Source organism: Streptomyces sp. NPDC005648 (genome assembly GCF_040605395.1).
Taxonomy (GTDB): Bacteria; Actinomycetota; Actinomycetes; order Streptomycetales; family Streptomycetaceae; genus Streptomyces.
This window is the reverse complement of the sequence record NZ_JBEXCS010000008.1, coordinates 131,324-153,560: the sequence shown is the minus strand read 5'-3', so window position 1 is coordinate 153,560 and position 22,237 is coordinate 131,324. Positions and strand designations below refer to the sequence as shown.

The following is a 22,237-nucleotide window of genomic DNA, read 5'->3' as shown; positions in this document are numbered from 1 at the left end:
GGCTGATCGTGCATCTCCTGCCACTCAACGTAGAGTTGGAGCCGCGGCGGCAGAAGGGGGAGGGCACGTCGACCCGGTTCAGTCCTCGCGCACGGCCAGGGCGAGGAAGCGGGTGTCCTCGTCGACGTACGACGTCATCCGCCAGCCCGAACCGGCCAGCAGCGGACGGAGATGGGGCTCCGCGCGCAGGTCCTGCGGGGTGATCCGCCGTCCCTGGCGAGCGGCGAGGGCCGCCCGGCCGATGGGGTGGAACAGGGCGAGCGCGCCGCCCGGGCGCACCACCCGGGCCAACTCCCGCAGATTCTCGGCCGGGTGGGGCAGGTGCGCGATTAGTCCCGCCGCGAAGACCGCGTCCAGCGCCCCGGAGCGCAGGGGCAGCGCGGCCACGTCGGCCAGCAGCAAGCGCCCCTCACGGTCCCGCCCCGCCCGTATGGCGGCCTGGAGCATGGCCGGGGTCAGATCGGCCCCGACGACCACTCCCGAGGGCCCCACGGCGGCACGCAGCGGCGTGAGGGCCCGTCCCGTGCCGCAGCCGGCGTCGAGCACCCGGTCGCCCTCGCCCAGCCCGAGTTCGGCGACCGCGGCGGCGTAGGCCGGCCCGTCGTCGGGGAAACGGCTGTCCCAGTCGGCGGCGCGGGCGCCGAAGAACTCCTGGACATGTGTGTGGTCGTCGCTCATGTTCGGCATGATCCCTCACCGTCAGGGATGAAGCTCCTGCGCACACGTTCGAGCGGGACGCGATCGTTCAGGTGCACCTCTGTGTCATATTTCAGCACCTTTCGAAATGCGCCCCGTTTGTGCTCCCATGCTCCGGCTAGCGTCCCGGGCCCATGGGACACCTGGACCACGCCACCTTCGGCTGGCTGACGCCCGTGCTGTCGTACGTGATGGCCTGCATAGGCGCCGCACTCGGCCTCCGCTGTACCGTCCGCGCCCTCGGCGCCACCGGCCGCTCGCGCCGCAACTGGCTCGTCACCGCGGCCTCCGCGATCGGCACCGGCATCTGGACCATGCACTTCGTGGCCATGCTGGGCTTCGGTGTGAGCGGCACCGACATCCGCTACGACGTGCCGCTCACCATCGTGAGCCTGCTCGTCGCCATGCTCGTCGTCTGCGGCGGAGTCTTCGCCGTCGGCTACAGCAAGGACCGCACCCGGGCGCTCTTCCTCGGCGGACTCACCACCGGGCTCGGCGTCGCGAGCATGCACTACCTGGGCATGGCCGCCGTACGACTGCACGGCCACGTCAGCTACGACCCGGCCCTCGTCGCGCTCTCCGTCCTGATCGCCGTGGTCGCGGCGACGGCGGCCCTGTGGGCCGGACTCAACATCAAGTCGCCGATCGCGGTCACCGTCGCCTCCCTGATCATGGGCGCGGCGGTGACCAGCATGCACTACACGGCGATGTTCGCGGTGCGTGTCCAGGTCGTGCCCTCGGGCCGGGTCCTGCCCGGGGCCACGGCGATGCAGTTCATCTTCCCCCTCGCCGTGGGCCTCGGGTCCTATCTCTTCCTGACCTCGGCCTTCGTCGCGCTGTCGCCGACGAGCGGGGAGCGCGAGGCGTCCGCCTCGGCCCAGCGGCCGGTCGAGCCGGCCGTCGGCTAGCCGCGCGTCCGGCCGCCACGGCATGCCCCCCGAACCACTCCCGAGCGAGGAGTCCATGCGTACATCCCGTAGGCCCCCGACCACCGGCGCCGAGGCGCCACCCGCGCCCGCCGTTCGCGGCCGGCGCGCCCACGCGGGACCGCCGGCCGACGAGAGCCCGCAGGATCCCGCGGGCCCGGTGCCGGAGGACCCGCCCGCGCACGGGAGCGGCTGGCGGATACGCCCCCGCACCGTGCGCGCCAAGATCGTCTGTCTGCTGATGGTGCCGGTCGTCTCGCTGCTCGCCCTGTGGGCGTACGCGACCGTCAGCACCGCCCAGGACGTCTCCCGGCTGCGCCAGTTGCAGCGCGTCGACTCCGAGATCCGCACGCCCGTCGCGCAGGCGGTCGCCGCGCTCCAGGCCGAACGCAGTGCCGCGGTGGGCTATGTCACCGACCCTACGGCCGGGCGCAGCGGCGACTACAAGGAACTCGCCAACCGCACGGACCGGGCCGTCGCCGAACTGCGGCTCGGCGGCGACCACACCGTCGCCGACAGCGAGGAGTTGCCCCCCGGAGTCGCCCAGCGGCTGGAGACCTTCGTCGCCGGCGCCGAGCAACTGCGCTCCCTGCGTACCGCGGTGCTCGACCGCCGGGCCGACTGGGCCCGGACGTACGGGCAGTACACCCGGGCCATCGCCAAGGCCTTCGGAGTCGGCGGAGCGCTGACCGGCATCCAGGACGCCGACCTCGGTTCGGACGCGCGCGTACTGCTCGAATTCTCCCGGGCCGGCGAGGCCCTGGCGCAGGAGGACGCGGCACTGGCCGGTGTGCACCTGGCCGGCGGCCTCGGCGGTGACCGGCTTCAGCTGTTCACCGGGGCCGTCGCCACCCGCCGCAGTCTCACCGACGCGGCCGTCGCCGACCTGAGCGGTCCCGAGCGCAGCGCCTGGCGCGACCTCGCCGACAGCGACTCCTACACGACCCTCGGCGCCGCCGAGGACCGCGTCCTGGCCGGGACTCCGGGCCCGCTGAAGACGGTACCGGCAGGCACCTGGAACGCGGCACACGCGCGCGTGCAGAACGGCATGCGGGCCATCGAGCGGAACGCGGGCAGCAGGGTCGCCGACCGGGCCGACCCGTTCACCCGCGGGCTGCTCACCCCGGCCGGCGCCGCCGTCCTCCTCGGCCTCGCCGCCGTGGTCGCCTCGCTCGTCATCTCCGTGCGCATCGGCCGGGGCCTCGTCGTCGAGCTGGTGAGCCTGCGCAACAGCGCCCTGGAGATCGCCCGGCGCAACCTCCCCGAGGCGATGCGCAGACTGCGCGCCGGCGAGGAGATCGACATCCAGGCCGAGGCCCCGCCGGGACCACCCGCCGAGGACGAGGCCGGACAGGTCGCCGAGGCCCTGGGCACCGTGCACCGCGCCGCCCTGCGAGCCGCGGTCGAACGCGCCGAACTCGCCAGCGGTATCTCCGGGGTCTTCGTCAACCTGGCCCGGCGCAGCCAGATCCTGGTCCACCGCCAGCTGAGCCTCCTCGACAGCATGGAGCGCCGCTCCGACGACCCGAACGAACTGAGCGACCTCTTCCGTCTCGACCACCTCACCACCCGCATGCGGCGCCACGCCGAGAGCCTGATCATCCTGTCGGGGGCGGCACCCGGCCGCGCCTGGCGCATGCCGGTCTCGCTGACGAACGTGGTCCGGGCCGCCGTGTCCGAGGTCGAGGACTACGCGCGCGTGGAGGTACGGCAGCTTCCCGAGGCGTCCGTCGTCGGCGCCGCCGTCGCCGACCTCACCCACCTGCTGGCCGAAGTCGTCGAGAACGCCGCCCAGTTCTCACCTCCCCACACGCGCGTGCGCATCACCGGGGAGCCGGTCGGCAACGGCTACGCCGTCGAGGTGGAGGACCGCGGCCTGGGCATGGGCGCCGAGACGCTCGCCGAGGCCAACCGGCGCATCGAGCAGTCCGAGGCACTCGACCTCTTCGACAGCGACCGGCTCGGCCTCTTCGTGGTCAGCAGGCTCGCCGCCCGCCACGGCATCAAGGTGCATCTGCGCACCTCGCCCTACGGCGGCACGACCGCGGTCGTGCTGCTGCCGACCCCCCTGCTGCACGGTGGCGCGGCGGAACGTTCCCCCAGCAGGGCCGCGGACACCGAGCGCCCCGAACGGCGCGAGTACGCGCGCGTGCCCGGTGCCACGCCCCTCAAGGAGTCCCTGCCGGCTTCCGCAGAGCAGCGGCCCGCACTGGCGGCTACGGCACCGGTCGTGGTGGAGGCGGCCGCCGAAACCCCACCCCCCGGAGTCACCACCTTGCGTCTGCACCGCCCCGAGGACGACGACGCCGCCCAGGAATCCGACGACCTGCCCCGCCGGGTACGCCAGGCGAGCCTGGCCCCCCAGTTGCGCGAACGGCGCGCCGAGGAGCCGGCGCACGAGCCGTCCGGGCCGCCGCGCGACGAGCGGCGCACCCCGGAGGTCGTGAGGGACCGCATGGCGGCGTACCGCGAGGGCTGGGCGCGCGGCGGCGGCAGGCAGCCCGGTCGTGGTGCCACCCCAGATTCGACAGCGCGCAGCGACAGCAGCGAAGGAGACCGCGCATGATCCAGGATCCGAGCATGAGGGCCGCCCAGAGGTCGGGCGAACTCGACTGGCTGCTGGACGACTTGGTGCTGCGCGTGACGGAGGTGCGGCACGCGGTGGTGCTGTCCAACGACGGACTCGCGGTGGGGGCGTCGACGGATCTGCGCCGCGAGGACGCCGAACACCTCGCGGCGGTCGCCTCCGGCTTCCACAGTCTGGCCAAGGGCGCCGGGCGGCACTTCGGCGCGGGCGGCGTACGCCAGACCATGGTGGAGATGGACGACGGCTTCCTGTTCGTGGCCGCCGCGGGCGACGGCTCCTGCCTCGCCGTGCTCACCGCCGTGACCGCGGACATCGGCCTGGTCGCCTATGAGATGGCACGCCTGGTCAAGCGAGTCGGCGAGCACCTGTACACGGCACCGCGCGTCGGCGCCCGGCCACCCGCCGCAGGATGAGACGCGAGGACGGTTCGCGCACATGAACTCCGCGCACATGAACTCCGCGTACATGAACGAGGGCGGGGCCGGCGTCCCGTACGAGCCGGGCAGTCAGTGGTACGACGGCGAGGCGGGGCCCCTCGTGCGGCCGTACGCCATGACGGGCGGGCGGACCAAACCCGGCCCCACCGGGGTCCGCTTCGATCTGATCGCCCTCGTCAGCCTGGACGCGGGCGCGCCCGGAGCCGACGACGACACCGCGCTCGGGCCCGAGCACCGGGCCCTGATCGCCCTGTGCCGCCTGGAGACCCAGTCGGTCGCCGAACTCGCCGCCGGCGCCGATCTGCCCGTGGGCGTGGTCCGCGTGCTGCTCGGGGACCTGCTGGAGCTCGGCCGTGTCGTCGTCAGTCGTCCGGTGCCGCCCGCGCAGCTTCCTGACGAACGGATTCTGCGCGAAGTGATCGAGGGGCTGAGGGCGCTGTAGATGAGAGTTCAAAGACACCCGGTCCCGTTCGGTCCCGACCCGGGCACCCAACCGGAAACCGACAAGGCACGAAGCGGTCAGATCGGGCAAATAGCGGTCCAATCCTCCGGAGAGGGGACGTAGTGGTGAGGATGCGTATGGACGTCGAGCGTTTCCGGCACTCCCGAGAGAAGTGATCGATGGTCTCCGAGCACTCCGACGCCCAGGGCGGCGAGTCGACCGCACTGGCGTTGAAGATACTGGTCGCCGGCGGGTTCGGCGTGGGCAAGACCACCCTGGTGGGCGCGGTCAGTGAGATCAGGCCGCTGCGCACCGAGGAACTGCTCAGCGAGGCGGGCCAGTTGGTGGACGACACCGGCGGTGTGGACCAGAAGGTCACGACGACCGTCGCCATGGACTTCGGCCGCATCACCATCCGCTCCGGCCTCTCCCTCTACCTCTTCGGCACACCGGGCCAGGACCGCTTCTGGTTCCTGTGGGACGAGCTGTCGCAAGGGGCGCTCGGTGCCGTGGTCCTCGCGGACACCCGGCGGCTCGAGGACTGCTTCCCCGCGGTGGACTACTTCGAGCACCGGCACATCCCGTTCGTGGTGGCCGTCAACTGCTTCTCGGGCGCCCGCAGGTACGGCGAGCAGGACGTCTCCCGCGCTCTCGACCTCGACCCGGGCACACCGGTGGTCCTGTGCGACGCCCGGGACCGCGACTCGGGGAAGGAGGTCCTGATCCGGCTCGTCGAGTACGCCGGGCGGATGCACACCGCCCGGCTGCTCGACTCGGTCGGCTGACGGGGCTCAGCTCGAAACGGCCTTCTCGGCCAGGACTTTGTCGATCGTGACGCGCACCAGGAGTTCTCCCGGGACCCCGTTGCGGGCCCCGAACTCCTCGGCGCGCTCCTCGCCCATGTACCGCGCCCCGATCCGGCCGGCCCAGTGCCGGAGCTCGTCGAGGTCCTCCGAGATCCGGGCCCGGCCCTGAAGCACGACGAAGTGATAGGGCGGCCGGTCGTCGTCCACGCAGAGCGCGGCCCGCCCGTCACGGGCCAGATTACGGCCCTTCACACTCGTCTTCGCGGTGTTGAACACCACGTCGTCACCGTCCAGCACGAACCAGATCGGTGTCACATGGGGGCTGCCGTCGGCCCGGACCGTCGACAGTTTCGCGGTGCGGGTGCCGTGCAGGACGAACGCCCGCCACTCCTCATCGGTCATCTTCTGTGCCATGCCCCCATCCTCCTTGCCCAAGGGCCGGTCGTGGGGAAGGCTTGCGGGAGTTCCTCCAGCCAGGGGGAGTTGTCACACGGGGAGACCGAAACATGGCGCAGAACCAGGGACTTGACTGGCTCCTGGACGATCTGACCGAGCGGGTGGAACAGGTGCGGCACGCTCTGGTCCTGTCCAACGACGGACTGGTCACCGGAGCGAGCACGGGCCTCAGGCGCGAGGACGCCGAACACCTGGCCGCCGTCTCGTCCGGACTGCACAGCCTGGCCAAGGGCTCGGGACGCCACTTCGGCGCGGGCAGAGTGCGTCAGACGATGGTCGAGTTCGACGACGCGGTGCTCTTCGTCACCGCGGCCGGCAGCGGCAGCTGTCTGTGCGTGCTCAGCGGCGCGGAGGCCGACATCGGTCAGATCGCCTACGAGATGACCCTGCTCGTCAACCGCGTCGGCGAGCACCTCGGCGTGGAGGCCCGCCAGCCCGAACGAACCTCGCCCAAAGACGCCTGACCTGCGGATTCTCCCGGTCCTGCGGAGTTATCCACAGGCCCGCCACGAGATCCGCCGAAACGGCTACGGTTTTTCCCGAGGCCCCGCGAACGGCGCGGGCCACCGACTCCACGGGGGAGACCGACCATGTCAGGCAACATCGTCACGGCACCACCCGGCACCGCTCTGACGCCGAGCCGCGCCGCTCGTGAACTGGGGCTCAAGCGAGGCGAGTTCGACCTCGCTGTCAACCTCGGCCGCATCCGGACCGTGCCCGACGACGGAGGCGGGGGCCGACGGGTACCCCGCGTCGAGATCGACCGGCTGCGCCAAGGGGACGACTTTCCCGGGTCGCTGCTCGAACGCGTGGAGACCGTGGGCACCACGGAGGCCGCGAAAGTGGTGGATGTGCCGGTGGGCAGGTTCACGCGGATCGCGCGGCTGGGCGCGGTCGTGCCCGTGAACTTCTACCTCAACCGCTACCGGGCCGTGGTCTGGCTCTATCTGGCCGAAGAACTAAGGCAGTTCGCCACCGACGAGAACAACGCGTCCTGGCTGAGCGGCCCCACGCCCCCCGCACTGCGGGAACAGCTGAGGGAAGGCGTGGACCTACGGGCGCGCAACTGGCGGGTCCGGCACCTCGGATTCCTGGTGCGGCAGGCCGGCGACCACCCCTGGGCGCAGGCCGCCGCGGTGGCCGCGCTGCTCGATCCGGCCCAGGTCGCGGAGATCGTGCCGGACCCGTACGAGCGGGCCCATCTGACCCGGTTCCTGCCGAAACCCGTGACGTACGGCGCCCCGGGTTCGGCCGCGGCGCGGGTGGCCGAGCGGATCGTGCGAGCCACCGACGCGGACGAGATCGGCTGGCTCCGCGCGGATCTCACGGCAGCGGTGAGCACGGCACGCGGGAAGGAGCCGGCAGCGCGCCCGGGTTCCGCGCCCGAACCGGCCGAAGCGGAGCGTCCCCGAGGGCTGAGGGGCTGGCTGCGCCGCAGAAACCCGTGAGCTACAGCTTGCGGAACAGCCCCTCCTGGACCACGGACACCAGCAGTCGTCCCTCCATGTCGTAGATCCGACCCCGGGCCAGCCCCCGGCCGCCGATGGCGATCGGCGACTCCTGGTCGTACAGGAACCACTCGTCGGCGCGGAAGGGACGGTGGAACCACATGGCGTGGTCCAGCGAGGCGATGTCGAAACCGCGCGGTCCCCACAGCGGCTCGACCGGGATACGGACGGCGTCCAGGAGAGTCATGTCGCTGGCGTAGGTCAGCGCGCAGGTGTGCACGACCGGGTCGTCGCCGAGCGGCCCGACCGCGCGCATCCACACCGCGCTGCGCGGCTCGGCGTCCTTGACCTCGTCCGCGGTCCAGCGCAGCCGGTCCACGTAGCGGATGTCGAAGGGCTGGCGGCGTTCCATCCGCTCCAAGTGCTCGGGCAGCGTGCCGTGCTGCTTGCGGATCTCCTCGGCGACCGTGGGCAGCGACTCAGGGTCCGGGACCTCGCGGGCCGGCGGCAGCTGGTGCTCGAAGGATCCCTCTTCAGGCTTGTGGAAGGAGGCGGTGAGATTGAAGATCGTGCGGCCCTGCTGCACCGCGGTGACCCGGCGCGTCGTGAACGACCTGCCGTCCCGCACCCGTTCGACCTGGTACACGATCGGCACACCCGGCCGGCCCGGGCGCAGGAAGTACGCGTGCAGCGAGTGCACCGGGCGCTCCCCGTCCGTGGTGCGGGCGGCGGCGACGAGGGCCTGGCCCGCCACCTGCCCGCCGAAGACCCGTTGCAGGGACTCGTGGGGGCTCAGGCCACGGAAGATGTTGACCTCGATCTGCTCCAGGTCGAGCAGGTCGACGAGTCTCTCGGCCGGGTTCGTCATGCGCGGGTCTCTCCTTGGCTCACAGCTGACCGACATCGGTGACACGGACGACGGCGCGGCCTTCCGCGTCGGAGGCCGCGAGGTCGATCTCCGCGCTGATGCCCCAGTCGTGGTCGTCGTTCGGGTCGTCGAAGATCTGCCGGACACGCCACACCCCGTCCTTCGGGGCCTCCTCGATCACCAGCAGCTTGGGGCCGCGGGCGTCGGGGCCGGTGCCGAGGTCGTCGTACTCGTCCCAGTACTTGTCCATCGCCTCGCCCCAGGCATCGGCGTCCCAGCCGGCGTCGGCGTCCATCTCGCCCAGCTCCTCGACCTGGTCGAGGGCGGCGAGCTCGACGCGGCGGAACAGGGCGTTGCGGACCAGGACGCGGAAGGCGCGCGCGTTGGCGGTGACCGGCTTGACCTCGTCGGCCTTCTCCTGGGCCTCCTCGGCCGTCATCTCCTCCGGGTTGGCGAGCTGCTCCCACTCGTCGAGGAGGCTGGAGTCGACCTGGCGGACCATCTCGCCGAGCCACTCGATCAGGTCCTGCAGGTCCTCGGACTTGAGGTCGTCCGGGATGTTGTGGTCCAGGGTCTTGTAGGCGCTGGCGAGGTAGCGCAGCACAATGCCCTCGGTGCGGGCCAGCTCGTAGAAGGACACCAACTCCGTGAAGGACATGGCTCGTTCGTACATGTCACGGATGACCGACTTCGGCGACAGCGGATGGTCGCCCACCCACGGGTGGCTCTTGCGGTACGTGTTGTACGCGTGGAAGAGCAGCTCCTCCAGCGGCTTCGGGTAGCTGATGTCCTGGAGGCGCTCCATGCGCTCCTCGTACTCGACGCCGTCGGCCTTCATCGCGGCCACGGCCTCCCCCTTCGCCTTGTTCAGCTGGGCGACGAGGATCTGGCGGGGGTCGTCCAGGGTCGACTCGACGACCGACACCATGTCCAGGGCGTAGGAAGGGGACTCCGGGTCGAGCAGCTCGAACGCGGCGAGGGCGAAGGTCGACAGCGGCTGGTTGAGCGCGAAGTCCTGCTGGAGGTCCACGGTGAGGCGCACGATACGACCGGTCGGATCCGGTTCGTCGAGCTTCTCGACGATGCCGCCGTCCAGCAGCGAGCGGTAGATGGCGATCGCCCGACGGATGTGCCGCAGCTGCTGTTTGCGCGGCTCGTGGTTGTCCTCCAGCAGATGACGCATCGCCTCGAACGCGTTGCCCGGGCGGGCGATCACCGACAGCAGCATCGTGTGCGTCACCCGGAAGCGGGAGGTCAGCGGCTCCGGCTCGGAGGCGATGAGTTTCTCGAAGGTGTTCTCCGTCCAGCCGACGAAGCCCTCCGGCGCCTTCTTGCGGACGACCTTGCGCCGCTTCTTCGGGTCGTCCCCGGCCTTGGCGAGCGCCTTCTCGTTCTCGATGACGTGCTCGGGAGCCTGGGCGACCACGAAGCCCGCCGTGTCGAAGCCGGCCCGTCCGGCGCGCCCGGCGATCTGATGGAACTCACGCGCGCGCAGGGTGCGTACGCGGTTGCCGTCGTACTTGGTCAGGGCGGTGAACAGGACGGTGCGGATGGGCACGTTGACACCGACGCCGAGCGTGTCGGTGCCGCAGATGACCTTCAGCAGACCGGCCTGGGCGAGCTTCTCCACCAGACGCCGGTACTTGGGCAGCATGCCGGCGTGGTGGACACCGATGCCGTGGCGTACGTAACGCGAGAGGTTGCGGCCGAACTTGGTGGTGAAGCGGAAGTTGCCGATGAGCTCGGCGATCTGCTCCTTCTCCTCCTTCGAGCACATGTTGATGCTCATCAGCGCCTGTGCCCGCTCCACGGCCTGCGCCTGCGTGAAGTGCACGATGTACACCGGCGCCTGCCTGGTCTCCAGCAGGTCGGTGAGGGTCTCGGTGAGCGGGGTGAGCCGGTACTCGTAGGAGAGGGGCACCGGGCGGGTCGCCGAGCGGACCACCGAGGTGGGCTTGCCGGTGCGGCGGGTGAGGTCCTTCTCGAAGAAGGAGACATCGCCGAGGGTCGCCGACATCAGGATGAACTGCGCCTGCGGGAGCTCCAGGATCGGGATCTGCCAGGCCCAGCCGCGGTCGCCCTCCGCGTAGAAGTGGAACTCGTCCATGACGACCTGGCCGACGTCCGCGTGCCTGCCGTCGCGCAGGGCGATCGACGCGAGGACCTCGGCGGTGCAGCAGATGACGGGCGCGTCGGCGTTCACGGAGGCGTCGCCGGTGAGCATGCCCACGTTCTCGGTGCCGAAGAGCTTGCACAGCTCGAAGAACTTCTCCGAGACCAGCGCCTTGATCGGCGCCGTGTAGAAGGTGACCTCGTCGCGGGCCAGGGCGGCGAAGTGGGCACCCGCCGCGATCATGCTCTTGCCGGAGCCGGTGGGCGTCGACACGATCACGTTCGCGCTGGAGACCACCTCGATCAGCGCCTCCTCCTGATGGGGGTAGAGCGTCAGACCACGCTCCTGGGCCCACGACTCGAAGGCCTCGTAGAGAGCGTCGGGGTCGGCGGTCGGCGGGAGCTGATCGATGAGGGTCACGGACCCATCTTGCCTGGCGTCCTCCCCCATAGGGGAATCGGATGCGGCACGGAAGATCACGACCAGTACGCTGTGACGCCGACGGAGCGTCAGCGCACCCGGTCAACTGGACAGCGGCACACGAGGAATGGGGCGGGCAACGGCCATGATGGGACCAGCACACTCACTGTCGGGCGCCGCCGCCTGGCTCGGCGTCGGCGCGGCGGCAGCGGCGACCGGACATCCGATGCCCTGGCCGGTTCTCCTGGTCGGCGCGCTGATCTGCGCCGGAGCGGCGCTCGCCCCGGACCTGGACCACAAGGCGGCCACCATCTCCAGGGCCTTCGGACCGATCTCGCGGGCGCTGTGCGGGATCGTCGACAAGCTCTCCTACGCCGTCTACAAGGCGACGAAGAAACAGGGCGACCCGCGCCGCTCCGGTGGCCACCGCACCCTCACCCACACCTGGCTGTGGGCGGTCCTGATCGGCGCGGGTACGTCGGTCGCGGCCGTCACGGGTGGCCGTTGGGCGGTGCTGGCCATCCTCTTCGTCCATATGGTGCTGGCCATCGAGGGCCTGTTGTGGCGGGCGACGCGGGGCTCCAGCGCCGACATCCTGGTGTGGTTGCTGGCCGCGACCAGCTCCTGGATCCTCGCCGGTGTCCTGGACAAGCCGGGCAACGGCTCGGACTGGCTGTTCACCCAGCCCGGACAGCAGTACCTGTGGCTGGGCCTGCCGATCGTGCTGGGCGCGATAGTGCACGACATCGGGGACGCGCTGACGGTCTCCGGCTGCCCGATCCTGTGGCCGATCCCGGTGGGCCGCAAGCGCTGGTACCCGATCGGCCCGCCGAAGGTCATGCGTTTCCGCGCGGGCAGCTGGGTCGAGCTCAAGGTGCTGATGCCGGTGTTCATGCTCCTGGGCGGGGTGGGCTGCGCGGCGGCGCTGAACTTCATCTGAGCGCGCCTCGGGACTCCTCGGCCGAAAGCCCGCCGCGCTCGGCCGGGAGCCCGCTCCGCTCGGCCGGGAGCCCGCTCCGCTCAGCCGGGAGCCCGCCCCGCTCGGCCTGGGCTCCGCCCCGTTCAGCCGGAAGCCTGCCCCGTACCCCCGCCGTATCGCCGCTCGAACTGGGCGATGCGGCCCTCGGAGTCCACCGTCCGCGCCTTGCCCGTGTAGAAGGGGTGGCTCTCGGAGGAGATCTCGACGTCCACCACCGGGTAGGTCTCTCCGTCGTCCCACTCGATGGTCTGATCGCTGCTCGCGGTGGACCGGGTGAGGAAGGCGTAGCCGGCGGCGCGGTCCCGGAAGACGACCGCGTGGTAGTCGGGGTGCTTGTCCTGCTGCATACGTGCTCCTCGGGTGGAGGGGTGACAGGGTCAGCCGGATCAGCCGGATCAACCGGATCAGCCGTACAGGGAGTCCTCGTCCACGATGTGCATCGCGGCCTCCTCCGCGGACGCCGCGGCCCCGTCGATGCCGACGTCCGTGGCGATCAGGGCGCTCTCCTCGTCCTCGTGGGCGCCCTCGTCCGGGGCGACGAGCCGGCCGGAGCGTACGGTGCCGACCTCGTTGTCCAGGAGTTCCCCGTCGGTGCCGTCCGCGTCGCCGAGACCGTCGCCGTCGGGGGTGGGGAGGTCCGGGATCTCCTCGGCGAGCCGTTGGTCGAGTGTCTCCCCGCGGTGCCGCTCGGCCGCCGTCACATCGGCGCGCTCCACCGCCCAGGGCCGGTCCGGCGGCGACCAGCCCCGGTCCAGGGGGTCGTCCACGCCGTCGTCGACCAGGGTGTCCTCCGCGTCGAGCAGTCCCGAGTCCTCCTGGATCTCGGATCCGTCGGGCTGGTAGACGTCGTCTCCCCATCCGTCGGCGCTGTTCACGGGTACCTCCAGGTGATGGGGACAGGCCCGTTCCGGCCGCGCGGGGCGACGGGCCGCCGGTGCGCGGAGCACAGACCGCACCCGGGGACCCACAAGTCCCAGGGCACTCCCCGAGCCGGTGCCGATATCCAGACTTCCACCCTCCACAACCAGCGCGCAACGGCACGGAGTGAGGAGCCCCCACGGCACACAGAAGAGGAGCCCGCACGGCGAGGAGACAGGGACCGTGCGCTGGCCTGCGGATGCGAGGCCCGGACGGAGCCCGGCGCAGGCGGCGCGGCCCAGGAGGTGCGGGCGGCCCGCGTCGTGCGGCTCCCTGGCGGCGCGGCGGCAGGAGCGGTGTCCGGACGGAGTGCCGCCGGTCAGGGAGCGGCCCTGCGGCTCACCGGCACGCGATCGAACAGCTCCGCCCCCGCCTCGGCCTCACCCCCGCCGCGACCTCACCCGACATCGCCCTCACCCACCCCTCGACGCGGCCCCGGACACCCGCCCTCACCCGTGCCACGAACGCCAGAGCGCCGCATACGCCCCCTCCGCCGCGACCAGCTCATCGTGGCTGCCCAGCTCGCTGATGCGGCCGTTCTCCACCACGGCGATGACGTCCGCGTCGTGGGCGGTGTGCAGGCGGTGGGCGATGGCGACCACGGTGCGGCCGTCGAGGACTCGGGCGAGGGAGCGTTCCAGGTGACGGGCCGCGCGGGGGTCCAGCAGGGACGTCGCCTCGTCCAGGACGAGAGTGTGCGGGTCGGCGAGCACCAGGCGGGCCAGCGCGATCTGCTGGGCCTGTGCCGGGGTGAGCGCGAAACCGCCCGAGCCGACCTCGGTGTCCAGACCGTCGTCCAGCGCCCGCGCCCAGCCGTCGGCGTCGACGGCGCCCAGCGCCGCCCACAGCTCGGCGTCCACCGCCCCCGTCCGGGCGAGCAGGAGGTTGTCGCGCAGGGAGCCCACGAAGACGTGGTGCTCCTGGTTGACGAGGGCCACATGGGAGCGGACGCGTTCGGCGGGCATACGGGACAGTTCGGCTCCGCCGAGGGTGATCTGTCCGGTCCGCGGGGCGTAGATGCCGGCGAGCAGCCTGCCCAGGGTGGACTTGCCCGCGCCGGAGGGCCCGACCAGCGCCAGGCGGGTGCCCGGGGCGACCTCCAGCGAGACCTCGCGCAGCACGTCCACGCCCTCGCGGTAGCCGAAGTGCACTCCGTCGGCGTGGACGTCCCGCCCGTCCGGCGCCAGCGACTCCTCACCGGCGTCCGGTTCGATGTCCCGGACTCCGACGAGGCGGGCCAGGGACACCTGGGCGACCTGGAGCTCGTCGTACCAGCGCAGGATCAGGTTCACCGGGTCGACCAGCATCTGGGCGATCAGTGCGCCCGTCGTCAGCTGGCCCACCCCGATCCATCCCTGGAGGACGTAGACGCCGCCGATCATCAGGACCGAGGCGAGCACCGTCACATGGGTGAGGTTGATGACCGGGAAGAGCACCGACCGCAGGTAGAGCGTGTAGCGCTCCCAGGCGGTCCACTCCCGGACCCGGCGTTCGGACAGCTCGATCCGGCGGTCGCCCAGCCGGTGCGCCTCGACGGTGCGCCCGGCGTCGACCGTCTCGGCGAGCGCGGCGGCCACGGCGGCGTAACCGGCAGCCTCGGAGCGGTAGCCCGAGGGCGCCCGCTTGAAGTACCAGCGGCAGCCCACCACCAGCAGCGGCACGGCGACCAGGACCGCGGGTGCCAGCGGCGGCACCGTGACCACCAGTCCGCCGAGCAGCAGCACCACCCACACCACACCGATCGCCAGCTGTGGCACGGCCTCGCGCATGGCGTTGGCGAGCCGGTCGATGTCCGTGGTGATACGCGACAGCAGATCGCCCGTACCCGCCCGCTCCAGCACGCCCGGCGGCAGACCGACCGACCGTACGAGGAAGTCCTCGCGCAGGTCGGCCAGCATCCGTTCGCCGAGCATGGCCCCGCGCAGCCGCACCTGTCGTACGAACACGGCCTGGACGACCAGCGCGAGGACGAACAGCGAGACGGTGAGCGGCAGATGGAGCTCCCGGGTGTGGTCCGAGACCCGCTCGACGAGGTCGCCCAGCAGCCACGGACCCACCAACGAGGCGACGACGGACACCGTGTTGACGGCCATCAGGAGCAGGAAGGCACGACGGTGCCGGCGGAACAGTTCGGCCACGTAGGCGCGTACGGTCGCCGGGGCGCCGACGGGCAGGGTGTTCGCCGTCGTCGGGGCCGCCGGGTCGTACGACGGTGGCGCCACGCCGATCATGCTGTCTCCTCGATTTCCTCGAACGCTTCGAGTACGCCGTCCAAGGCGGCCTCTTCCTCCACACCGCGCAAGGCGGCCTCTTCCTCGGTCTCGCGGGTGACGACCGCCCGGTACCGGGGCTCCGCGCGCACCAGTTCGCGGTGTGCGCCGACCGCGGTGACCTGGCCCTCGTGCACGAGCACGACCCGGTCCGCGCGGTCGAGCAGCAGCGGTGAGGAGGTGAACACCACCGTGGTCCGCCCCTCCCGCAGCCCGCGCACGCCCTCCGCGATCCGGGCCTCGGTGTGCGAGTCGACGGCCGAGGTCGGCTCGTCCAGGACCAGCACCTCGGGATCGGTGATCAGCGACCGGGCCAGGGCGAGCCGCTGCCGCTGCCCGCCCGACAGGGACCGCCCGCGCTCGGTGATCCGGGTGTCCATCGGGTCGTCCGCCTGCAACGACGCCTGGGCGAGGGCCTCCAGCACGTCCCCGCACTGCGCCGCCGCGAGCGCGTCCTCGGGCCGTACCGCACCCGACGCGGGCACGTCCAGCAGTTCGCGCAGCGAACCGGACAGCAGCACCGGGTCCTTGTCCTGGACCAGCACCGCCGTGCGTGCCGTGTCCAACGGCAGTTCGTCGAGCGGGACTCCGCCCAGCAGTACGGCCGTGCCCGGTTCGGCCGGGTGCCCGCCCAGCCGTTCGGCGAGCAGACCCGCCGCGTCCGGGTCGCCGCACACCACCGCGGTGAGCCGACCGGCGGGGGCGAGCAGACCGGTGGCGGGGTCGTACAGATCCCCGGCCGGTACGACGGCGTCCGACCGTGCGCCCGCGACGTCCGTGGCACGCTCCAGTGACAGCACCCGCGCGGCCCGTTTGGCCGAGGGCCGCGAGAAGGAGTACGCCATCGCGATCTCCTCGAAGTGCCGCAGCGGATACGACAGGACCATCACCGAGCTGTAGACGGTGACCAGTTCGCCGATGGTGATACGGCCCTGGCGGGCCAGATGGACGCCGTACCAGACCACCACGATCATCAGCACACCCGGCAGCAGCACCTGGATCGCGGAGATCAGCGACCACATACGGGCGCTGCGGACGGCCGCGTGGCGGACCTCCTGGGAGGCGCGGCGGTAGCGGTCGAGGAAGAGTTCCTCGCCGCCGATGCCGCGCAGCACCCGCAGGCCGGCGACGGTGTCCGAGGCGAGTTCGGTGGCACGGCCGGCCTTCTCGCGCTGGAAGTCGGCCCGTCGGGTGGCCCGGGGCAGCAGCGGCAGCGCTGCCAGCGCCACCACCGGCAGACCGACGGCGACGACCGCGCCGAGCGCCGGCTGGTAGACGACCAGCGCGACACAGACCACGACCACGGTCAGGGCCGCGGCGGTGAACCGGGAGACGGCCTCCACGAACCAGCCGATCTTCTCGACGTCACCGGTGGAGACGGCCACGACCTCACCGGCCGCCACCCGGCGCGTCAGCGCCGCGCCCAGTACCGACGCCTTGCGGGCGAGGAGTTGCTGGACACGGGCGGCGGCGGTGATCCAGTTGGTCACGGCGGCGCGGTGCAGGAAGGTGTCACCGAGCGCGACGCAGACACCGACCAGCACCAGCAGTGCGCCGGTCAGCGCCAGCCGGGTGCCGGAGCGGTCCACCACGGCCTGCACCGCGAAGCCCACACAGAACGGCAGCGTGGAGACCGCCACGAAGTGCAGCAGCCCCCAGGCCAGCGACTTGAACTGCCCGCCCAGCTGATTGCGGCCCAGCCACCACAGGAACCGGGGCCCCGAACGTGCGTCCGGCACACCCGGGTCGGGATACGGAAGATCTTGAATCTGCATGACGACTGACGTCCCGGTGGCTCGTGTCAGGGGGGTGGGGGAGGCCGCTTCGAGCGGCAGCAAACCGTGCCAGGTTCGCTGCGGAGAGTGCTCGGAGGCAAGCGGTTTTCTCGTTACCCGGCCGGCGGCGGGGGATCCGTCGTGTGCTGTGTCACATGACACCTGATTTACGTATCGGCAACACGGAAGTCGCGGACACGATCAACAACTCCCCGAAAGTGAACTCGCGGAAGTCGCTTTCCGTATCGCAGAAGTCCCCACGGCTTCTGCGGTGTTGACGTCCCCCAAGGAGTGCCCGTGCCGTCGTCCGTCCCGTCCGCCCCACGACGCGTCGCACGCATACTGCGTACCTCTCTCTTCGCGCAGGTCCTCTGCGCGCTCGTGCTCGGCATCGCCGTCGGGAAGCTGTGGCCCGGCTTCGCCGCCGATCTCCAGCCGCTCGGCGACGGTTTCACCCGGCTGATCAAGACGATCATCTCGCCGCTCGTGTTCTGTGTGGTCGTCGTCGGCATCGCCAAGGCAGGTGACCTCAAGGCGTTCGGACGGATCGGGCTCAAGGCCCTGATCTGGTTCGAGGCCGCCAGCACGCTCGCCCTGATCATCGGGCTGCTCGCCGCCAACGTCGTCCAGCCCGGCTCGGGGATGCACGTCGACCCGTCCACCCTGAGCACCAAGGCGGTCGACGCCAAGACGGGCGGCGGCTCACTGCCCTCGACGACCGAGTTCGTCCTGAACGCCCTGCCCACCAGTTTCATCGGCGCCTTCGCCGAGAACGAGCTCCTCCAAGTGCTCATCCTGGCCTGTCTGGTGGGCGCCGCCCTGCTCCACCTCGGCCACACCAAGGTGCCGAAGGTGCTGCCCGCCATCGAGCAGGCCCAGGAGATCATCTTCGCGATCGTCGGCTTCGTGATGCGGCTCGCCCCGATCGCCGTGTTCGGCGCGATGGCCGTTCTGATCGGCCAGTACGGGCTCGGCGTCATCGAGACCTACGCCAAACTGATCATCCTGTGCTACGTCGCCGCCGCGCTGTTCATCGCGCTGCTGGCGGTCGCCCTGCGCGTCGTCACCGGGCTCAGCCTCTGGAGGTTCCTGCGCTACATCCGTGAGGAGATGCTGCTCGCGCTCGGCACCGCGTCGACCGAGTCGGTCATGCCGCGGGTGATGCAGAAGCTGCGTCGGGCCGGTGCCCGTGACGACGCCGTCGGCCTGGTGCTGCCGACCGGCTACTCCTTCAACCTCGACGGCGCCTCGCTGTACCTGTCCATCGGCACACTGTTCATCGCCCAGGCCGTGGGCGTCGACCTCAGCCTCGGCCAGCAGATCACCGTGGTCCTCGTCCTGATGCTGACCAGCAAGGGCATGGCGGGTATCCCTGGCTCCGCCTTCCTCGCCCTCTCGGCCACGGCGTCCTCGCTGGGGGCGATTCCCGCCGGTGCGGTGGCGCTGCTGCTGGGCGTGGACCGGATCATGGACTCGATGCGGGTCGTGACCAACCTGCTCGGCAACTGTGTCGCCGTGTTCGCGGTGTCCCGCTGGGAGGGGGCGCTGGATCTGGACCGGGCGAAGCGGGTGCTGCGCGGGGAGGTCGTCGCCGAGGAGGTCGTCGCCGACGAGGAGACGGAGGGGGCGGAGGGAACGGAGGGCACATCGGTACCGGAGGGGAAGGTGCCGGTCGCCCCCTAGCTCGGAGCGCGCCGGTTTCGTGGGCGACCGCGGGTGCCGGGGGGCTGGTCGCGCAGTTCCCCGCGCCCCTGGAGGTGGGTCCACTGGTCCCACTTTCTTGGGGGCGAGGGGAACTGCGCGATCGGCCCCCAGGCACCCGCAGCCGCCCACAACCCCTTCCACCCCCTACCCGCAGCGCCCCTCCACCCCCGTCCCGTCCACCAGCGTGTCCAACAACCCCCCCAGCACCGCGCGCTGCTCCTCGCTCAGCGGAGCCAGGATCTCCTCGGCCGCCGACCTCCGCGCACCCCGGACCTCTCCCAGAGCCTTCCGCCCCTCGTCCGTGAGCTCGATCCGGATCACCCGGCGATTGGTCGGATCCGGCACCCGCCGCACCTTGCCGCTCGCCTCCAGCCCGTCGACCAGTGAGGTCACCGCCCGCGGCACCACCTCGAGCCGCTCGGCGAGGTCGGCCATGCGCGGGGGCGAACCGTAGTGGGCCAGGGTGCGCAGCAGCCGGGACTGGGCGGGGGTGACCCCCAGGCCGCACTGCTCGATGTGCCGCTTCTGAATGCGATGGACCCGGCGGGTGAACCGCAGCAGCTGCTCCGCGAGCAGGCCGTCGGGATCGGGCGTGGTCATGCGGGAACAATATCAGGAGTTAATTCATTGTGAGCATAGGTAACAGTGAGCTAAGCTCCGTCAGTCTTCGTTCCCGCACCCTTGTAGGAGCCCATTGCACCCCGATCGAGAACCCCGCTGGACACCGCCGGCCGACGCCGAGGAGCAACCCCGGCAGGTGCGCCGCATCCTGAAGCTCTTCCGTCCCTACCGCGGCCGCCTCGCGATCGTCGGCCTCCTGGTCGGCGCCGCGTCGCTGGTCTCGGTGGCCACGCCGTTCCTGCTGAAGGCGACCCTCGACGTCGCGATCCCGCAGGGCCGCACCGGTCTGCTCAGTCTCCTCGCGCTCGGCATGATCGTCAGCGCCGTGCTGACCAGCATCTTCGGTGTCCTGCAGACCCTGATCTCCACCACGGTCGGCCAGCGCGTCATGCATGACCTGCGGACCGCCGTCTACGGCCGGCTGCAGCGCATGTCCCTCGCGTTCTTCACCCGCACCCGTACCGGCGAGGTCCAGTCCCGCATCGCCAACGACATCGGCGGCATGCAGGCGACGGTCACCTCCACCGCCACCTCCCTGGTCTCCAACGTGACCAGCGTCGTCGCCACGATCGTCGCGATGATCGCCCTCGACTGGCGGCTGACCCTGGTCTCGCTGCTGCTGCTCCCGGTCTTCGTCTGGATCAGCCGCCGGGTCGGCAGCGAACGCAAGAAGATCACCACCCAGCGTCAGAAGCAGATGGCCGCGATGGCCGCCACGGTCACCGAGTCGCTCTCCGTCAGCGGCATCCTGCTCGGCCGCACCATGGGCCGCTCCGACTCGCTGACCAGGTCCTTCGAGGAGGAGTCCGAGGGACTCGTCGACCTCGAGGTGAGGTCCAACATGGCCGGGCGCTGGCGCATGGCCGTCATCACGATCGTCATGGCCGCCATGCCGGCCGTCATCTACTGGACCGCGGGCATCGCGCTGCGGACGGGCGGCCCCGCCATCTCCATCGGCACGATCGTCGCCTTCGTCTCGCTCCAGCAGGGCCTGTTCCGCCCGGCCGTCAGCCTCCTGTCGACCGGCGTCCAGATCCAGAGCTCGCTCGCGCTCTTCCAGCGCATCTTCGAGTACCTGGACCTGCCGATCGACATCACCGAGCGGGACAACCCGGTCCACCTGGACCGGATCAAGGGCGAGGTCCGCTTCGAGGACGTCGGGTTCCGCTACGACGACAAGGGCGGCCCGATCCTCGACGGCATCGACGTAGAGGTCCCCGCGGGCGGCAGCCTCGCCGTCGTCGGCCCGACCGGTGCCGGAAAGTCGACGCTCGGCTACCTCGTCCCCCGCCTCTACGACGTGACGGGCGGCCGGGTCACCCTCGACGGCGTCGACGTCCGCGACCTCGACTTCGACACCCTGGCCCGTGCGGTCGGCGTCGTCTCCCAGGAGACGTACCTCTTCCACGCCTCGGTCGCCGAGAACCTGCGCTTCGCCAAGCCGGACGCCACCGACGAGGAGCTCCACGCGGCGGCGAGGGCGGCGCAGATCCACGACCACATCGCCTCCCTGCCCGACGGGTACGACACGGTCGTGGGCGAGCGCGGTCACCGCTTCTCCGGTGGTGAGAAGCAGCGCCTGGCGATCGCCCGCACCATCCTGCGCGATCCGCCGGTGCTCATCCTCGACGAGGCGACCAGCGCCCTCGACAACCGCACCGAGGCGGCCGTCCAGGACGCCATCGACGCCCTGTCGGCGAATCGCACCACCCTCACCATCGCCCACCGTCTGTCCACCATCCGCGCCGCGGACCAGATCGTGGTCCTGGACTCCGGACGGGTGGCCGAGCGGGGTACGCACGAGGAACTGCTCGACCAGGACGGGCGGTACGCGGCCCTCGTACGCCGGGATGCCCAACTGGAACCGACAAGCTGAAGATATGCCGGGTTTGTGACGGTACGAGGGTTAACGTGCCCGCATGTACCTGAACACTCCGCCACGGAGAACGATTCGACTGACGCGCAGGGGCCGGCTCGCGCTCATCGCGACCGGTGCCGTCGTGGCCGGCACCGCCGTGGCGGTGCCGCTGCTGAGTCTGGAGAACGGGGAAGAGGCCAGGCCGACCTCCCTGGTCATCCCGGAGGGCTGGCGCGCGGGACAGGTCTACGACGCCGTCGACAAGGCCCTCGCACTGCCCGCGGGAAGCACCAAGGGGGCCATCGCCAAGGCCGGTCTGAAACTGCCGAACGACGCCGAGGGCAACCCGGAGGGCTACCTCTTCCCGGCGACCTACCCCCTCGAACAGGGCGGCAGGAAGGCGACGCCCGAATCGCTGCTGGCATACATGGTCGAGACAGCCGACAAGAAGTTCAACGGCGCCCCCGTCGCGGCCGGTGCCCAGCGCAACGCGATGAACGTCTACCAGGCCGTCACCATCGCGAGCATCGTGCAGGCCGAGGCCGCCTCGAAGGCGGACATGGGCAAGGTGGCGCGGGTCGTCTTCAACCGGCTGGAGCGCGGGATGCCGCTTCAGATGGACTCCACCCTCAACTACGCGCTGAACCGCTCCACACTGAGGACGAACGCCGCGGACACCCGGATCGACAGCCCCTACAACTCGTACACCCGCATGGGGCTGCCGCCCACGCCGATCGACAACCCGGGTGAGGACGCGATGCGCGCCGCCATCAGCCCGACGCCGGGCGACTGGCTGTACTTCGTCACGGTCAAGCCGGGCGACACCCGCTTCACCGCCGACTTCGCCGAACACCAGCGCAATGTGGCCGAGTTCAACGCCCGGCACAGGAGCGCGAGTCCGGCCCGGTGAGGC

General features: G+C 71.1%; 20 protein-coding genes. 11 read left to right on the top strand and 9 right to left on the bottom strand.

From position 1 onward, the window contains the following. Nucleotides 1-78: 78 nt before the first annotated feature. The gene (locus ABZT17_RS07150; protein WP_356344768.1) at nt 79-678 is read right to left on the bottom strand and encodes a class I SAM-dependent methyltransferase; all 600 of its coding nucleotides are present in this window, start codon (nt 676-678) and stop codon (nt 79-81) included. A gap of 152 nt (nt 679-830) precedes the next feature. Here ABZT17_RS07150 and ABZT17_RS07145 point away from each other — a divergent pair, with 152 nt between their 5' ends. The 5 genes from ABZT17_RS07145 (at nt 831) to ABZT17_RS07125 (ending at nt 5,873) form a co-directional block, all read left to right on the top strand. Further along, entirely contained in the window at nt 831-1,604 is a 774-nt protein-coding gene (locus tag ABZT17_RS07145; protein WP_356344766.1) for an MHYT domain-containing protein, read from the top strand. Between the two features lie 55 nt (nt 1,605-1,659). Then, complete coding sequence (locus tag ABZT17_RS07140) at nt 1,660-4,188, top strand: nitrate- and nitrite sensing domain-containing protein (protein ID WP_356344764.1); 2,529 nt, start codon at nt 1,660-1,662, stop codon at nt 4,186-4,188. Continuing rightward, the gene (locus ABZT17_RS07135; RefSeq protein ID WP_356344761.1) at nt 4,185-4,622 is read left to right on the top strand and encodes a roadblock/LC7 domain-containing protein; all 438 of its coding nucleotides are present in this window, start codon (nt 4,185-4,187) and stop codon (nt 4,620-4,622) included. The genes ABZT17_RS07140 and ABZT17_RS07135 overlap by 4 nt, the downstream gene beginning before the upstream one ends. Before the next feature lie 52 nt (nt 4,623-4,674). Beyond that, nucleotides 4,675-5,088 (top strand): DUF742 domain-containing protein, encoded by a 414-nt coding sequence (locus tag ABZT17_RS07130; RefSeq protein ID WP_356344819.1) that lies wholly within the window; start codon nt 4,675-4,677, stop codon nt 5,086-5,088. A gap of 179 nt (nt 5,089-5,267) precedes the next feature. Next, entirely contained in the window at nt 5,268-5,873 is a 606-nt protein-coding gene (locus tag ABZT17_RS07125; protein ID WP_356344759.1) for an ATP/GTP-binding protein, read from the top strand. A gap of 6 nt (nt 5,874-5,879) precedes the next feature. On the opposite strand, the gene ABZT17_RS07120 is transcribed toward ABZT17_RS07125, so the two are convergent. Further along, entirely contained in the window at nt 5,880-6,308 is a 429-nt protein-coding gene (locus tag ABZT17_RS07120; RefSeq protein WP_356344756.1) for a PPOX class F420-dependent oxidoreductase, read from the bottom strand. 92 nt (nt 6,309-6,400) lie between these two features. Between ABZT17_RS07120 and ABZT17_RS07115 the strand changes: the two genes are divergently transcribed. Together ABZT17_RS07115 and ABZT17_RS07110 are read left to right on the top strand one after the other, a co-directional pair. Next, a complete protein-coding gene (locus tag ABZT17_RS07115) occupies nt 6,401-6,814 on the top strand; it encodes a roadblock/LC7 domain-containing protein (protein ID WP_356344754.1) in 414 nt (137 codons plus the stop codon). Between the two features lie 126 nt (nt 6,815-6,940). Next, a complete protein-coding gene (locus ABZT17_RS07110) occupies nt 6,941-7,798 on the top strand; it encodes a DUF6397 family protein (protein ID WP_356344751.1) in 858 nt (285 codons plus the stop codon). Nucleotide 7,799: 1 nt separating this feature from the next. On the opposite strand, the gene ABZT17_RS07105 is transcribed toward ABZT17_RS07110, so the two are convergent. Next, nucleotides 7,800-8,666: an acyl-CoA thioesterase II gene (locus ABZT17_RS07105; protein ID WP_356344750.1), complete on the bottom strand. Its 867-nt coding sequence runs from the start codon at nt 8,664-8,666 to the stop codon at nt 7,800-7,802. Between the two features lie 19 nt (nt 8,667-8,685). Then, complete coding sequence (locus ABZT17_RS07100; RefSeq protein WP_356344747.1) at nt 8,686-11,199, bottom strand: DUF3516 domain-containing protein; 2,514 nt, start codon at nt 11,197-11,199, stop codon at nt 8,686-8,688. Nucleotides 11,200-11,344: 145 nt separating this feature from the next. On the opposite strand from ABZT17_RS07100, the gene ABZT17_RS07095 reads away from it, so the two are divergent. Continuing rightward, a complete protein-coding gene (locus ABZT17_RS07095) occupies nt 11,345-12,139 on the top strand; it encodes a metal-dependent hydrolase (RefSeq protein ID WP_356344745.1) in 795 nt (264 codons plus the stop codon). A gap of 122 nt (nt 12,140-12,261) precedes the next feature. Here the strand turns inward: ABZT17_RS07095 and ABZT17_RS07090 are convergent, their stop codons facing one another. The 4 genes from ABZT17_RS07090 to ABZT17_RS07075 form a co-directional block, all read right to left on the bottom strand. Further along, nucleotides 12,262-12,525 carry a type B 50S ribosomal protein L31 gene (locus ABZT17_RS07090; RefSeq protein ID WP_356344743.1) on the bottom strand — a complete coding sequence of 88 codons (264 nt, stop codon included), beginning with the start codon at nt 12,523-12,525 and terminating at the stop codon, nt 12,262-12,264. A gap of 57 nt (nt 12,526-12,582) precedes the next feature. Next, the gene (locus tag ABZT17_RS07085) at nt 12,583-13,053 is read right to left on the bottom strand and encodes a DUF5709 domain-containing protein (protein WP_356344740.1); all 471 of its coding nucleotides are present in this window, start codon (nt 13,051-13,053) and stop codon (nt 12,583-12,585) included. A gap of 492 nt (nt 13,054-13,545) precedes the next feature. Then, nucleotides 13,546-15,327 (bottom strand): ABC transporter ATP-binding protein, encoded by a 1,782-nt coding sequence (locus tag ABZT17_RS07080; protein WP_356344737.1) that lies wholly within the window; start codon nt 15,325-15,327, stop codon nt 13,546-13,548. Continuing rightward, a complete protein-coding gene (locus tag ABZT17_RS07075) occupies nt 15,324-17,141 on the bottom strand; it encodes an ABC transporter ATP-binding protein (RefSeq protein ID WP_356344735.1) in 1,818 nt (605 codons plus the stop codon). Before ABZT17_RS07075 ends, ABZT17_RS07080 begins: the two co-directional genes overlap by 4 nt. Nucleotides 17,142-17,438: 297 nt before the next feature. On the opposite strand from ABZT17_RS07075, the gene ABZT17_RS07070 reads away from it, so the two are divergent. Continuing rightward, nucleotides 17,439-18,824, top strand: a complete 1,386-nt coding sequence (locus ABZT17_RS07070; protein WP_356344732.1) for a cation:dicarboxylase symporter family transporter — start codon at nt 17,439-17,441, stop codon at nt 18,822-18,824. Nucleotides 18,825-18,989: 165 nt separating this feature from the next. Here the strand turns inward: ABZT17_RS07070 and ABZT17_RS07065 are convergent, their stop codons facing one another. Then, on the bottom strand, nt 18,990-19,445 hold the full coding sequence (locus ABZT17_RS07065) for a MarR family transcriptional regulator (protein WP_356344729.1): 456 nt from the start codon (nt 19,443-19,445) through the stop codon (nt 18,990-18,992). Nucleotides 19,446-19,539: 94 nt separating this feature from the next. Between ABZT17_RS07065 and ABZT17_RS07060 the strand changes: the two genes are divergently transcribed. Together ABZT17_RS07060 and mltG are read left to right on the top strand one after the other, a co-directional pair. Further along, a complete protein-coding gene (locus tag ABZT17_RS07060) occupies nt 19,540-21,342 on the top strand; it encodes an ABC transporter ATP-binding protein (protein WP_356344727.1) in 1,803 nt (600 codons plus the stop codon). 43 nt (nt 21,343-21,385) lie between these two features. Beyond that, on the top strand, nt 21,386-22,234 hold the full coding sequence (mltG, locus tag ABZT17_RS07055; RefSeq protein WP_356344724.1) for an endolytic transglycosylase MltG: 849 nt from the start codon (nt 21,386-21,388) through the stop codon (nt 22,232-22,234). The last annotated feature ends 3 nt before the right edge of the window (nt 22,235-22,237 follow it).

Excerpts from the sequence above, each read along its gene's own strand:
- ABZT17_RS07150 (WP_356344768.1), bottom strand. The coding sequence starts at position 678 with ATGAGCGACGACCACACACATGTCCAGGAGTTCTTCGGCGCCCGCGCC.
- ABZT17_RS07145 (WP_356344766.1), top strand. The coding sequence starts at position 831 with ATGGGACACCTGGACCACGCCACCTTCGGCTGGCTGACGCCCGTGCTG.
- ABZT17_RS07140 (WP_356344764.1), top strand. The coding sequence starts at position 1,660 with ATGCGTACATCCCGTAGGCCCCCGACCACCGGCGCCGAGGCGCCACCC.
- ABZT17_RS07135 (WP_356344761.1), top strand. The coding sequence starts at position 4,185 with ATGATCCAGGATCCGAGCATGAGGGCCGCCCAGAGGTCGGGCGAACTC.
- ABZT17_RS07130 (WP_356344819.1), top strand. The coding sequence starts at position 4,675 with ATGAACGAGGGCGGGGCCGGCGTCCCGTACGAGCCGGGCAGTCAGTGG.
- ABZT17_RS07125 (WP_356344759.1), top strand. The coding sequence starts at position 5,268 with ATGGTCTCCGAGCACTCCGACGCCCAGGGCGGCGAGTCGACCGCACTG.
- ABZT17_RS07120 (WP_356344756.1), bottom strand. The coding sequence starts at position 6,308 with ATGGCACAGAAGATGACCGATGAGGAGTGGCGGGCGTTCGTCCTGCAC.
- ABZT17_RS07115 (WP_356344754.1), top strand. The coding sequence starts at position 6,401 with ATGGCGCAGAACCAGGGACTTGACTGGCTCCTGGACGATCTGACCGAG.
- ABZT17_RS07110 (WP_356344751.1), top strand. The coding sequence starts at position 6,941 with ATGTCAGGCAACATCGTCACGGCACCACCCGGCACCGCTCTGACGCCG.
- ABZT17_RS07105 (WP_356344750.1), bottom strand. The coding sequence starts at position 8,666 with ATGACGAACCCGGCCGAGAGACTCGTCGACCTGCTCGACCTGGAGCAG.
- ABZT17_RS07095 (WP_356344745.1), top strand. The coding sequence starts at position 11,345 with ATGATGGGACCAGCACACTCACTGTCGGGCGCCGCCGCCTGGCTCGGC.
- ABZT17_RS07090 (WP_356344743.1), bottom strand. The coding sequence starts at position 12,525 with ATGCAGCAGGACAAGCACCCCGACTACCACGCGGTCGTCTTCCGGGAC.
- ABZT17_RS07080 (WP_356344737.1), bottom strand. The coding sequence starts at position 15,327 with ATGATCGGCGTGGCGCCACCGTCGTACGACCCGGCGGCCCCGACGACG.
- ABZT17_RS07075 (WP_356344735.1), bottom strand. The coding sequence starts at position 17,141 with ATGCAGATTCAAGATCTTCCGTATCCCGACCCGGGTGTGCCGGACGCA.
- ABZT17_RS07065 (WP_356344729.1), bottom strand. The coding sequence starts at position 19,445 with ATGACCACGCCCGATCCCGACGGCCTGCTCGCGGAGCAGCTGCTGCGG.
- mltG (WP_356344724.1), top strand. The coding sequence starts at position 21,386 with ATGTACCTGAACACTCCGCCACGGAGAACGATTCGACTGACGCGCAGG.